This is a genomic window from Hydrogenophaga laconesensis (assembly GCF_031457235.1).
GTDB classification, from domain to species: Bacteria; Pseudomonadota; Gammaproteobacteria; order Burkholderiales; family Burkholderiaceae_C; genus Hydrogenophaga; species Hydrogenophaga laconesensis.
In genome coordinates this window covers 819,522-831,592 of sequence record NZ_JAVDWE010000001.1, presented here as the reverse complement: position 1 = coordinate 831,592, position 12,071 = coordinate 819,522, and the positions used below count along the sequence as shown (strand labels likewise).

Here is a 12,071-nt window from a genome sequence, read left to right as displayed (position 1 = left end):
GGTCCGGCTGTGCCGGCCCGAGGGGCCGTCTCCCTTCGAAGCGCCGAAGGCGCGTCACGGAGGGGGGAAGCCGCGCAGCGGCGCAGCGGGGTGTTCACTTGATGCCCCCCAGCGTGACCACCACGGGCGCGTGGTCGCTGGGCTGCGGGTTCTTGCGTGGCAGGCGGTCGATGTGGCAGGCCGTCACCTGGCCACGCACCGCTTCGCTAACGAGGATGTGGTCGATGCGCAGTCCGCGGTTCTTCTGGAAACCCAGCATGCGGTAGTCCCACCAGGAGTAGCTTTTTTCTGGCTGCTCGAACATGCGGTAGGCGTCCGTCAGGCCCAGGTCCAGCAAGGCCTGGAAATGCGCGCGCTCTTCCACCGTGTGGTGGATGGTGTCCTTCAGGCCCACCGGGTCGAACGAGTCGCGGTCTTCCGGTGCCACGTTGAAGTCGCCCAGCAGCACGAGGCGCTGATGTACCTTGAGCTCTTCCTGCAGCCAGCGGTGCAGCGCCTCCAGCCAGAGCATCTTGTAGGCGAACTTGTCGGTGCCCGGCGCCTGGCCGTTCACGAAGTAGCAGTTCACCAGCCGCAAGGGGCCTTCGGCCGTGTCCAGCGTTCCGGCGATCACGCGCGACTGGTCGTCGGTGTGCTGGGGAATGTTGCGCACCACGTCGGTCACAGGCGAGCGGCTCAGGATGGCCACGCCGTTGTAGGTTTTCTGGCCGAAGACGGCGGCGTGGTAGCCGGCCTCCTTCAGGGCGTCATGCGGAAACTTCTCGTCGACCAGCTTGAGCTCCTGCAGCCCGATCGCATCGACAGGATTCGCGGCCAGCCAGTCCAGCACCTGTGGCAGGCGCACGGAGAGCGAGTTGACGTTCCAGGTGGCAATCTTCATGAGTTTGTCTAACTTATTGATTTATAAGGTAAAAATTGATTATCAAGACCTGGAAAATTGGGCTAGCTACCAGCCTAGCTACCAGCAAAAGGGGTGGTAGGAACCAACCGTTCCCTCTTGTGTGTCATGAAGAGTCATAGTATGCAACTTCATCCCAAGGCCAAAGCCGGACATCGCGGGCCTCTGTCGCGAGAGGAGGAGTTCAAGCCCGGAAAGAACACACCCTGGCTGCAGACGCCCGCTGACCTGATCGGCCCGCTGTACTTCGGCGCCGAGGACGAAACCATCCCGCCGTTTCTTCTGGCAAGCTTCGACGGCCAGCCGCCACGTCGCCGTGAATGTGGCGCGGTGCTCCTGTCTTCGAACATCGCCGACGTCTACGAAGACGGCGCCTACGAGCGCTATGGATGCGTGCTCGAGGTGTGGCTCCACAAGCGCACACGGTGGCGCTACCGCCCAGATGTCGAGCAGCCCGGTGGTCTTCAAGGCAGCGAGCCTGCAGTTTGGCGCCGCCCAGAGGATCAGAATTCCCTCGACGCGATCCGTGCCGGATCGGGTGAGCAGTGGTACGTGTGGAATCCCAGAGCCGTTTCCATCGTGCGGCGCCTTGCCTATCACGAAGCAATCCCGCTGCTGTGCGTCGCCCTGGATGAGGCGGGGCCCGCGGCCAGCTTCAATGGGCTTGTTGTTCATGATTACTCATGCATCTGGTGGGGGCGCATTCAGGGCAGTCCTCGGCTTTCGGTTCTCGCCTATCGGCAGCAGCTTGAACGCGTACTGCGACGCTATGTGGGGCGTAAGCGATCGCTTCGGCTACGAGACGCGGCTGAGCCCATGGGTGCTGCGCGCCGCGCGGTACGTGCGCGGGAACCAAGCCCTTCGGCTCGAGGGAGCTCCGGCCGAAAAGTTGAGCATTCTTGAGGGGTCCTTCGGCATCTCGAGACCGAAATGCGGTGGCGGGTGCCGTGCTCGAGCGGTGCGGCCGGTGCCTAGCTCTTCGGCGTCGAGAGCTCCTTCGCGACAAACAGAGGTGTCACTCCCAGGGTCAGCGCGCCGTGAGTATATCGTTTTGGTAGAGATGGGCTGTTTTTCTAGGAGAATTGCCGAACCTATAGCGAAATTGCATCCCATGCCTGACACCCTATTGGGCTTCCACCGGCTTGCCGAGCTCTACGGCATCCAACTGGTACAGCCGCTTTTCTCCCGCAGCCGCCTGGGGCCGGTGCGCCAGCGCGAAGCGGCGGATGGACGGGAGACGCGAACCTGGACCGCCGCGTATCAGCCCGCGGACAACTTCCGCGGGCACTTCGAGTTCGGTTTGAAGTACGAGCGGCTGAGCTTTGAGTTCTTCTCGCGGCTGTTCCAGCGGGTCGATCCTCAGGACGTGGTGGCGTGGGTGAAGGATGAGCCCACGGGGAGCTATGCACGGCGCGCCGCGTTCTTCTACGAGTGGTTCACCGGCCGGCAGCTTGCTGTGCCGGACACGGCGCCCAACGTGGGATACGTGGACGCGATCGATGCCGCACAGTATCTGGTCGCCCAGCGGCCGGATCGCGTCCGGCGCTGGCGTATCAACGACAACCTGCCGGGCTCGCGCGACTTCTGCCCCGTGGTGTACTTGGGACCGCAGGAGCAGCGCGAATGGCTCTACGACGTGGCGGCGGGCGTCCAGTTGCTCGACGACACCTACGGGCCGGAGTTACTGCTGCGCAGCGCGGCCTGGCTGACGTTTAAGGAATCGCGGGCGAGTTTCGCCATCGAACACGAGGCGGACAAGCAGGATCGGGTGAAGCGCTTCGCGGCGGCCATCGGTACGTACAGCGGCCACATGGACGATCCGATGGCGCCCGAGCAATTGCTCACGCTGCAGCAGGCCGTGCTCGGTGAGGCCGCGTTGCGCGTCGGCATTCGCCAGTCGCCGGTGTTCGTCGGCGAGCGCGGCTTCGTGAGCGAGATCGTCCACTACATTGCCCCGTCCGAGGAACTTGTGGTTGGTATGCTCGATGCGCTGCGCTGCTTCGAGAACCGCACGCGGGGCGCAAACCCGGTAGCGCGCGCGGCGGCAGTGTCATTCGCATTCGTCTACCTGCATCCGCTCGCCGATGGCAATGGGCGCATCCACCGCTTTCTTGTCAATCACCTACTCGCGGCGGACAAGGTGGTGCCCGCCAACATCATCGTGCCGGTCTCGGCGACGATCGCCGGCTCGGCCAAGGGGCGCGCCGGCTATGACCAGGCCCTGGAGGGCTTCTCCCGGCCCTTCATGCAGGTCTATGTCGATGCCTACCGCTTCGGATCGAAGCGGCTGTGCCCCGATGGCGTCGAGACCAATTTCGAGTTCCTTCGGACCGAGGACGCGCAGCATGCGTGGCGCTACCTCGACCTGACCGAGCAGGCGCGCTACCTGAGCAGCGTGCTGCGCCAGACGGTCGAGCAGGAGATGGCGCAGGAGGCACTGGTCCTGCGCCAGTACGACGAGGCGCGCACGGCGATCAAGGACTTTTTGGAGATGCCGGACCAGGACGCGGACCGCATCATCCGGTCGCTCAAGGAAGGGGACTGGCAGGTGAGCAACAAGCTGCGCAAGACGCTGCCCCAGATCTTCGCGGAGGACGGTGCCTTCTATGCGAGGCATGCGCAGATCATCGCAGCGGTGCGCTCCGTCTTCGAGGGCGAATCGCCGGAGGCAGAGAAGGCCTAGTCGTGCCTCGCGTGCTCCTGCCCATCGCGTCCGCACCGGCGTTACGATGAAGGCCGAGGTCAGAGGAGGGTTGGCGTGATGCCACTACCGGATAGAAAATCAGGCGTGGTCAACGTGCCCGACGTCCAGATGCGCGTGCTCCCGTTGGGCGAGCGTCATTTCGTGCCGCGCGTGAGCAGAAACGTGCGGTTGCTCGGAGTCGTTCGACGAGGCTTGGAAACGGGCGCTCTCGCCTGGTTGCCAGACGGGCGCTACGCGCAGGTCAACGGCGACATTGTTCAGCCCTTGGATCCGGTGGAGGTCGAGGCCGCGCTGCAGTGCGCAGGGATCGCCGTTCCCGGTGCCGCGCGGGCGGCACGGCGGCCCGATTCCGCGTCGGAACGACCGATGTCCGGCACGCCTACGGTGGTGATCAAGCGGCGCCGCACGATCCGGCTTCCCGATGAAGGGCACGGCACAGGGGCTTAGTTGCGGCATGGGCGGTGTCGGCTTGGGGAAGCGACGCCAGAGGGGGTTGGACAGAAATGCAATTCTGCAGCCATGGCGTGTCCTCGCCATTCGCGCTGGGCGGCACCGACTCGACACTGTGACCGCGCGCGGGCTTGCGCCTCGTCTGCGCAAGCCCGCGTAAAGGCGAAGATCAGCCGAGTAACTCCAGCACATGCTCTTCCGGGCTCGGCCCTACCGACAGGCGGAAGGTGCGACCCACCATCACTGGAAACCGTTCCAGGTTGAGCCGTTCCAGCATCGCGCGCAGCGTGGACACGGGGTCGCTGGCGCGCATGCGATGGATGAGTTCGGCCAGCATGGCCGTATCGGCCTCCATGTCGTCCTCGTGCCAGTGGCCATCCGAATCCACAAAGTCCGATGCCTGCTGAACCGCGCAGCCAGAGCATTCGCCGGCGGGAATGAAAAGCGTCCCTTCATGGGCGAGGCCATCCTCTTCGAGCTCCACGGTCTCGCCGCCGGCCTCGAGGCGCACGCGTTCGCACAGAACCACGTCGGCCCATAGCCAGCGTCCCTCCAGCCGCGTGCGGAGTGTCTCGCCCACGGCCCGCACGCTGACGTCGCGGGCCGACAATTCGCGCACGTGGGCATGGACCCAGTGGCCCGGACCCAGGACATGCGCGTCGAAGACGACCATCTTCAACGACCATGCAAGCATCCAATCGGCCATCGATTCATCGGATGGCGCGTCGAGGCTCACCAGGCGGAGCCGGCCCGATTCGACCTCCTCGCGCGTCGGGGCCGAGGCCAGCGGCTCCATGAAGTCGCGGGAAGGGAACGCCTCCTGGACAGGGTACGTGATCGTGTCGCAGAGTACCCGCGGCAGCACCGGCACGTCGTCCAGAAGATCGAGGTGCTTCCACATGTGCATCGCCCCGTAGAACGTCTCGACGAACTCGGCAGCGGGAAGACTGCCTTTCCTGTGCAGGAGAATCCGCCGCCACAGGTGCGTGACCGCCTCGTCGACCGCCTTGAGCTGTGTGTCCTCATCGATCAGCCTGTCGCGGTCAGGCAGGCGAGCGAGGTGTCGAGCCGGGTCCAAATGGACCACGTTCGAATCGTCGTGCTCGTCCAAGTGGCTGGGCCGGCGGTTCACGCAGAAGCCCTGCAAGTAGACGCGCGTGCGCACCGAGCATCTGCCGTCGACGGACCCCGACAGGCGCACGGCACCGACAGGCGTGTCGTGGAACCCATCGCCGTTGCTGGCGTCGGTCGCGTCCGGTCTCGGGATCAGCCGCCCATTGAACTCGACGGGCACCGGGAAGCCTCGGCACATCGGGCCGATGCGCCGGTGCAGCCCTTCCAGGTCCACGCCGTACAGTTCGACGATGGTCCCGGGATGCACGCCGACAGCGCTCGGCCTCACTGGAACGGACGCGTGCGCCAGCGCTGCCGCCGTGTGTCAAGCGACATCAGGAACTGACCCCCTGGCGACATCCAGAAGTGACCCCCGGTTGCTGATCAATCGGTTTGAGTTGCGGTGTTCGCGCTGGCCTGGGTAACCATGCCAGCGCGGCGCTTCGTTCGCAGGCGGTAGCTGTCGCCGCGGATCGTGATGACGTGGCTGTGGTGCAGCAGCCGATCCAGGATGGCCGTGGCCACAACGGCGTCGCCGAACACGCCGCCCCACTCGGCCACCGACCGGTTGCTTGTCACCAGCATCGAGCCGCGCTCGTAGCGCCGGCTCACGAGCTGGAAGAACAGGTGCGCTGCGTTCGCCTCGAACGGCAGGTAGCCGAGCTCGTCCACCACCAACAGCTTGGGCTTGGTGAAGTGGATCAGCTTTTCTTCCAGTCGACCTTCGGCATGGGCCCGAGCCAGCTGGGTCACCAAACTGGTCGCCGGCACGAACAGGGTGCTGTAGCCCCGCACGATGGCCTCGCGGCCAAGTGCCACCGCCAGGTGCGTCTTGCCCACCCCGGGCGGTCCGAGCAACAACACGCTGTCGCCGTTGGCCACCCAGCGCGATGTCGCCAGTTCGCGAATCTGCTTGGCGTCCACCGAGGGCTGCGCGTCGTACTCGAAGCCCTCCAGCGTGCGCACGCACGGGAACTTGGCGATCGACATCCCCATCTGGATGCGCCGCTCGTCCTTGCGCGCCACTTCGGCCGCGCACAGCATCGCAAGCGCTTCTCGCAGGTTCAGCTCGGCTCGCCCGGCTTGGTCCAGCAGCGTGTCGAGTTGGTCCCGGATGGCGGTGAGCTTCAGCCTGGTCAGCATCGGCTCCAGGTCGTTCAGCAGCTCGACCGGCTGCGTCTTCTTGGTGGCGGCCATCACCAGCCCCCTCCGAGCGCCGTCTCGTACTCGGCCAGTGGCCGAAGCAGTTCGGCCGGCGCGGCCGGTGTTGGCGCCGCGGTAGTCGGCCGTGCCAGCCAGCTCACGCCGACCAGATGCGCGCCAACGATGCCCACGAGATGGCTGCGTTCGATGATGCTGGTGCGCCGGCCCGCGTTCTGCGCGTGGCAGGCCACTTCCTGGCCGGCGTACAGCACCCGCACCAGTCGCTCGGCCACGATGACGGTGACGCTCTCGCCGATGAGCTTGAACGGCACGCTGTAACGGTTGGTGTCCAGCTCGATGCACGCATCGGTGTGAACCCGGCGGCTGAGTTCACGCACCTGCAGGAACGGCGCCTTGGCCGCCAGCGGCGCAAGGGCTCGTCGTTCGTCGCGCTCGAAGCGATCGATGGGTTGCTCGGCGGTGGTGCCATGGACCCGTACATCGGCGACCTCGCGCATCCAGCGCGCCAGATGCGCCTGCAGTTCCTCCAGGGACGCGAAGCGATGACCGGCGATGGCGTTGCGCTTGACGTAGCCCACACCACGCTCGTCCTTGCCCTTGGTCCTGGCACGGTACGGCGCGCACGCCCTCGGCGTCACGCCCCAGTAGCGACAGAAGGCGTGGAAGCGGTCGTTGAAGGCGACCTCGCGGGTCTGGACGTCGTGCTCGCTGACGAGCGCTCGGGCGTTGTCGATCAACACCTCGCGGGTGGTGCCGCCGAAGTGTCGGAACGCGCCTTCCAGACCCTGTAGCCAAGCCGACTGGCGCTCGTGCAGGAACATGGCCACGTAGGTGCGGCGCGAGTAGCCCAGCGTTGCCACGAAGAGGTGAACCTTGATCTGCTCGTCGTCGATGGGCACACGCACGGTGCCAAAGTCGATCTGCAACTGATGGCCTGGCGGCGTCTCGAAGCGCACTGTCGCCGCCGTCTGGGCAAGCACTTCGCGCCGCAGGTGCGCCACGGCGCGCTCGACGGTGCGCAGGCTCACCGTCACGCCGTGTTCGCGCTCCAACTCCTGGCGCACGACATCGCAGTTGCCGCGGTGCTGGCGGAACCGCTCGGTCAGCCACTCGCTGTAGGGCGTCAGCCGGCCAGGGCGCTGCGGTGACCGGTATGGCTGCCAGCCTCCCTGGCGCAGGTAGCTGCGCACCGTGTTGCGGCTGCAACCCAACTCGCGGCTGATGCGCTTGGCGCCCCAGCCTAGCGATGCCAGCTTGAGCATCGTTTGAACGTCCTCAGGCGCTTGCATCGCCTGCCTCCCTTCGATCCACTTGGACCGGGGAGCTTGCTTGACCATCTCTTGCACTTCGACCTCCTTCCACGAAGGGGGTCAATTCCTCGTGTCGTCAGGGGGGCAGTTTGTCGTGTCGCCTGACACCGTGTCGATGTCCGCTTCGAGGCCCCCGCTCGTGACGATGCAGCGCGTGGAGGCATAGAGGCACTTCGAGAAGCCGACCCCGAACGGCTGCTCCTGCCGCTGCAGGTCTTGGTCCCAGCCGGACTCGTGGAAGGTCAGCAGCTTCTGGAAGTCGCCGAGGCCTCGGCCGTTGTCGCGCACGCGCAGCGTGCGGCTCGGCTCGTCATGGCTCACCTCGATCAGTGTCGCGCCCGCGCGGCGGGCGTTCTGCAACAGTTCCGAGACGAGGGTGAAGCGGTCTGTGAAGGCATAGCGCTGGTTGCGCAGTGCGCCTTCGCTGTTGATGCGAACTTGGATCTCCATGGGTTTCTCCATCGGAAAGAAAGGCCACGGGCGACGAGGGCAGCCGTGGCGCGAGGAAGGGCCCGCGAGGAGCGGAAACTCTGCGGGTGCGATTCGAAGGACCGCGAATGTGCGGCCTGGGAGACGAACGACGCCGCGCGAGCCGGCGCCGCGGCCGGCTGGCTGGGAGCGCCAAGGCGCCCCGGACTCGCTCGCGTCACGTTCAGAAGAAAGGAAGTGCGTCGTCCCCGAGGGAGACGACGCACCATGGCCCTCGCGGCGCGATCAATGCGGCGCCGGCGCCACCATCGACTGCAGCCGGTCGATGACCCCAGGCTCGACGAAGACGCAGGCCTGCTTGTCAGGGATCGGCACATCGAAGATCTGCGAAAACACCGGCCGCCGCAGGTGGGCCAGCCGGCCCGTTCGGTACGCCTGCTCGGGCTTCAGGCGTCCGTCCGCCGGCGGGCCGCTGCGCTCTGGATCGCACTCGACCAGCGCGACGTAGCCGTCATCGAACAGCTTCTGGTGCTCGGGGCACAGGCCCCAGCCCGTGGTCGTGTGAGGCTCCATGCTCGCGCGCAAGCGCTTGTCCAGCAGGATGGCGCCGGTGTCGAACGTCGTGCCGCACACCAGGCAGGCGTGCTGCTCGAGAGAAACGTGGGACTTCTCGCTCATGATGCGCTCCGGCCGCAGGAATGCAACTGGCTGGAAGCGGCATCCCCGCGGCGCTTTGCCGCAGTCGTCCCCTCGGAGCGCTTCAGATGGCTCCGGAAAAGATGGGAACGGGTCTTGTGCGCGGGCCGTTGGCCCGTGAATGTGGTGAACATGCTCATCTCCAAAATGAGTGAGACGAGAGATGCCCTCGCCCCGCGGGGAAGGGATCCCCCGTCGGGTTGGTCTGCAGGCCGCAAGGGCCTCGGTTTTCGTGGCGGCGCGATTCGCGCCACCACCGTTGCACCGGCGTGGGCCTGTGCACGTTCAACGCGGCACGCGGTGGAAGCGCGGCGTCGTCAAGCATGCGAGGCGCAGCGCGATGAAGCCCGCCTCTCAGGTGCTCCGTAAGAGACGTTCCGGGGCAGTGGTGCCTCGGGCGGCGACGCCGCAGAGAGGTCGCTGCGGTTCGCCAGCAAGCTGCAGGCAAACGCGCGCGGCCTGCGCGGATGCGCGATCGAAGCGCTCATGCTTGTTGTCTGCGCTGCATCTGCGGCAACCGAGAGTGCAGCGGGACGCGAGGGCGGGTTTCGACCGCGACGCCAGCCGAGCAGGCTGGACTCCATACGCCCGTCGCGGGGGATGGAGGCTGGGCGGACCACGATGTCCGCTGAACGCAGGCACAGTATGGTCCCGCAGAGGCTGCGGGTCATGGCAGTTGCCTTTGCGGCCACACCGAAACGACGGAACTCGCCGCGCATTCGGCAGGAGAGGCGGCGGCGCTGGTTCAACGTGACAGCTGCGGCGTGGGATCATCGATCGCGCAAGGATGGGCGTGGAGACGCCTGACAGCGCCAGCGCGCGGCGCTCCCATGTCGGGGGTACCGTCGCACCGCAAAGGGGAAATACGTCCTATCTATAGTTTGCAGGTTTGCCCTGCATGCTGAGGTGGAGGCCTTGCCGCGATGCGGCCGGCTCCCGTTGGGCCATCGTTGCCGAGGGCTCCAACCGCTCGGCGGGAACCGCCTGCGGTGGCCGGGGCCTGGCGGCCGCGCCCTCCACCTTGCGATCCCTCGGGCGGTCCGGGCCCGGAGGGTCGGGGCCGCCATCGCGGCGTACCTGTTCATGTGCTGCACGAACGAAGGTTCGGGGCAGCGGGGAGTGAATCGATGATCGAAAGGAAGGAATCTGCGGTGCCGCCCTCAGGTTGGGAGTACGGCCATCGGCTGCGCGAGCCTGGATGCGACCAGCGGCGCTGCAGCGAACTGCTGAGCGCGCAGGCACGGGAGATCGAGCGCCTAAGCCGCGAGGCCGTGAAGCTGCGCGCTGCGGTCATCATTCGTGAGACCGCCTTGATGTGGGAGCGCGAGGACCGGGCGGCGCTCGTCCAGGCGGCTCCGGGCCTGCCTCGCAGGGTGACGCTCGCCAGGCATGTGGAAGCGTTGCTGGCGCGCGTTCAGGAACTGATGCGCGAGCGGGCGCGCTGGCAGCGGCCTCAGGATGGCAAGGGCGAGGGAGCGCTCGCCGCCGCTGGCATGGTGTCACAGGACACGTTTGGCGATGCGGGACTGGCGGCCGAAGGCGGCGCGGCCGTGCTCGAGGCCAGTCTCAGGGCGGCGGACCTCGTGATATGCCAGACGGGCTGCCTCAGCCACGGCGCCTACTGGCGGGTCCAGGACCACTGCAAGCGGACTGGCAAGGCTTGTGTGATGGTGGAGCGTCCTCAGGAACTGCGCATCGTGCGCATCGGCAAGGATGGGGATGGCGAGAGCCGTTCAGGAGCCGTACGGGTTCTGTAGTTGCCCGGCCATCGCCTTCGGCCATGTGCTGATTGCGCGGCGCAGTCGCCGCCGGCAGATCAGTCGATCACGCTGAGCAGAGAGGGATTCTGCGCCAGCAGCCCCCGCACACGCTGCAGGGCGATGGTGACGTCTTCCCGCGACGGGACCGCGCCGGTGGCGATGCGCACGGCGTTGGGCGCCGAGGCCGGGTCGAGCGAGAAGACCTTGGCCGGCGCCACCACCACGCCCGCTCGCCGCAGCCGCATCGCGAAGTCCGACGCGTCCCAGGGGACGGGCAGCGGCAGCCAGAAGAACAGCGCCTCGTCCGGTACGTGCGCGGCGTGTTCCCCCAGCAGCTGCCGGGCCAGCCCCTGGCGCTCCTGCGCCTCCGTGCGGACCTGCTTGATCAGTTTGGCCATCTGGCCATGGCGGATCAGGTGCGTGGCCAGCGCCGCCTCCAGCGGCGGGACTGTCTGCATGGTGGCGCGCAGGATCTCCGCGAGGCGCTCGGCCTTCTCGGCATCCGGCGCCACGACGTAGGCGACGCGCAGGCTGGGCGAGATGAGCTTTGCCAGCCCGAAGACCGAATAGGTGAGTTCCGGGGCCAGCGTGCCCAGCAGCGGGGGCGGGTCGCGGTGCAGGCCGCCGTAGGCATCGTCCTCCACGAGGGTGAGGCCGCGCCGGCGCGCGACCTCGACGAGCGCGCGGCGCCTGCGCAGGCCCATCACCGCGCCGCTCGGGTTCTGCAGCGTCGGCACGCAGTACAGCACCGTGGCCTGCGACGCCTGCGCCGCGGCGTCCAGGGCGTCCGGCAGGATGCCTTCGGCGTCCAGCGCGACCGGCACGAGTTCGATGCCCAGCACCGTGGCCAGGGTGCGCATGGTCGGCCAGCACATCGCTTCCACCAGCAGCCGGCCGCCGGTTCCCACGAGGCTGGACAGCAAGCCGATCAGTGCGTTGCGCGCGCCCGAGGCCATGGCCAGGCGGCCGCCCACCTCCAGGTCGAAGCGCGGCTGCAGCCAGTCGCGGCCGGCCGCGAGGTCCAGCGCCGGCACCGTGCCGGCGCGACGTGCCAGGAAGTCAAAGCTGCGGTCGCCGGTCAGCCGCGCCACCGCGGCCGCCAGCGTCGATGCGATCTCCAGGTTCGGCGGCCACGTGGAAGTGAGGTCGATAGGCTCGCGCACCCCCTCCTCGGGCGCCGGCTCGGCGACGGTGCGCGCGAAGCCCTTTTCCGCCGCCACGAAGGTGCCCTGCCCATGGCGCGACTGCACGAGGCCGATGCGCTTGGCCTCATCGTAGGCGCGCGTGACGGTCGTGAAGTTAACGCCCAGCTGCCGGGCCATGTCGCGCTGGGAAGGCAGCGGCGCTCCGGGCGAAAGCCTTCCCTCCCGGACCTCTTGGGCCAGCAGTTCAACGATGCGCAGATACAGCGGGCCGCCCATCGCTTCGATGGCGGCCTGCCAGCGCGCGGACTTCTCCTCTCCGCCTGCTTGCGGTCTACGTACAGATGACATACACTTCTTGTGCGATATAAGTGAACTGTACGGGAAATCTCCATACAGTTTGAT

The 12,071-nt window shown here is 66.9% G+C and carries 11 protein-coding genes; 4 read left to right on the top strand and 7 right to left on the bottom strand.

Annotation, left to right across the window (positions count from 1 at the left end):
- Positions 1-94: 94 nt before the first annotated feature.
- Positions 95-880 (bottom strand): exodeoxyribonuclease III, encoded by a 786-nt coding sequence (gene xth, locus J2X09_RS04010; RefSeq protein ID WP_204731838.1) that lies wholly within the window; start codon positions 878-880, stop codon positions 95-97.
- A gap of 141 nt (positions 881-1,021) precedes the next feature.
- Here xth and J2X09_RS04005 point away from each other — a divergent pair, with 141 nt between their 5' ends.
- From J2X09_RS04005 to J2X09_RS03995, 3 genes are all read left to right on the top strand, one after another.
- Positions 1,022-1,801: a hypothetical protein gene (locus tag J2X09_RS04005; protein WP_139222798.1), complete on the top strand. Its 780-nt coding sequence runs from the start codon at positions 1,022-1,024 to the stop codon at positions 1,799-1,801.
- Between the two features lie 208 nt (positions 1,802-2,009).
- Complete coding sequence (locus J2X09_RS04000) at positions 2,010-3,581, top strand: Fic family protein (RefSeq protein WP_059400239.1); 1,572 nt, start codon at positions 2,010-2,012, stop codon at positions 3,579-3,581.
- 105 nt (positions 3,582-3,686) lie between these two features.
- Positions 3,687-4,049, top strand: a complete 363-nt coding sequence (locus J2X09_RS03995) for a hypothetical protein (protein WP_059400240.1) — start codon at positions 3,687-3,689, stop codon at positions 4,047-4,049.
- Positions 4,050-4,221: 172 nt separating this feature from the next.
- Here J2X09_RS03995 and J2X09_RS03990 read toward each other — a convergent pair whose 3' ends face one another.
- From J2X09_RS03990 to J2X09_RS03970, 5 genes are all read right to left on the bottom strand, one after another.
- Complete coding sequence (locus tag J2X09_RS03990) at positions 4,222-5,433, bottom strand: ATP-binding protein (RefSeq protein WP_204731837.1); 1,212 nt, start codon at positions 5,431-5,433, stop codon at positions 4,222-4,224.
- A gap of 116 nt (positions 5,434-5,549) precedes the next feature.
- Positions 5,550-6,362, bottom strand: a complete 813-nt coding sequence (gene istB / locus J2X09_RS03985; RefSeq protein WP_304537738.1) for an IS21-like element helper ATPase IstB — start codon at positions 6,360-6,362, stop codon at positions 5,550-5,552.
- Positions 6,362-7,666, bottom strand: a complete 1,305-nt coding sequence (gene istA, locus J2X09_RS03980) for an IS21 family transposase (protein WP_204731836.1) — start codon at positions 7,664-7,666, stop codon at positions 6,362-6,364. The genes istB and istA overlap by 1 nt, the downstream gene beginning before the upstream one ends.
- Positions 7,667-7,699: 33 nt before the next feature.
- The gene (locus J2X09_RS03975; protein ID WP_204731835.1) at positions 7,700-8,089 is read right to left on the bottom strand and encodes an ATP-binding protein; all 390 of its coding nucleotides are present in this window, start codon (positions 8,087-8,089) and stop codon (positions 7,700-7,702) included.
- A gap of 264 nt (positions 8,090-8,353) precedes the next feature.
- Positions 8,354-8,746 (bottom strand): hypothetical protein, encoded by a 393-nt coding sequence (locus J2X09_RS03970; protein ID WP_059400242.1) that lies wholly within the window; start codon positions 8,744-8,746, stop codon positions 8,354-8,356.
- 1,145 nt (positions 8,747-9,891) lie between these two features.
- Between J2X09_RS03970 and J2X09_RS03965 the strand changes: the two genes are divergently transcribed.
- Positions 9,892-10,521, top strand: coding sequence for a DUF2325 domain-containing protein (locus J2X09_RS03965; protein ID WP_059400243.1), 630 nt, complete (start codon positions 9,892-9,894; stop codon positions 10,519-10,521).
- Between the two features lie 59 nt (positions 10,522-10,580).
- Here J2X09_RS03965 and J2X09_RS03960 read toward each other — a convergent pair whose 3' ends face one another.
- Entirely contained in the window at positions 10,581-12,017 is a 1,437-nt protein-coding gene (locus tag J2X09_RS03960; protein WP_082136751.1) for an aminotransferase-like domain-containing protein, read from the bottom strand.
- Between the last annotated feature and the right edge of the window lie 54 nt (positions 12,018-12,071).

Coding starts and splice junctions, on each gene's coding strand:
- J2X09_RS03965 (WP_059400243.1), top strand. CDS start 9,892: ATGATCGAAAGGAAGGAATCTGCGGTGCCGCCCTCAGGTTGGGAGTAC.
- J2X09_RS03970 (WP_059400242.1), bottom strand. CDS start 8,746: ATGAGCGAGAAGTCCCACGTTTCTCTCGAGCAGCACGCCTGCCTGGTG.
- J2X09_RS04005 (WP_139222798.1), top strand. CDS start 1,022: ATGCAACTTCATCCCAAGGCCAAAGCCGGACATCGCGGGCCTCTGTCG.
- J2X09_RS03960 (WP_082136751.1), bottom strand. CDS start 12,017: ATGTCATCTGTACGTAGACCGCAAGCAGGCGGAGAGGAGAAGTCCGCG.
- istB (WP_304537738.1), bottom strand. CDS start 6,362: ATGGCCGCCACCAAGAAGACGCAGCCGGTCGAGCTGCTGAACGACCTG.
- istA (WP_204731836.1), bottom strand. CDS start 7,666: ATGGTCAAGCAAGCTCCCCGGTCCAAGTGGATCGAAGGGAGGCAGGCG.
- J2X09_RS03975 (WP_204731835.1), bottom strand. CDS start 8,089: ATGGAGATCCAAGTTCGCATCAACAGCGAAGGCGCACTGCGCAACCAG.
- J2X09_RS04000 (WP_059400239.1), top strand. CDS start 2,010: ATGCCTGACACCCTATTGGGCTTCCACCGGCTTGCCGAGCTCTACGGC.
- xth (WP_204731838.1), bottom strand. CDS start 880: ATGAAGATTGCCACCTGGAACGTCAACTCGCTCTCCGTGCGCCTGCCA.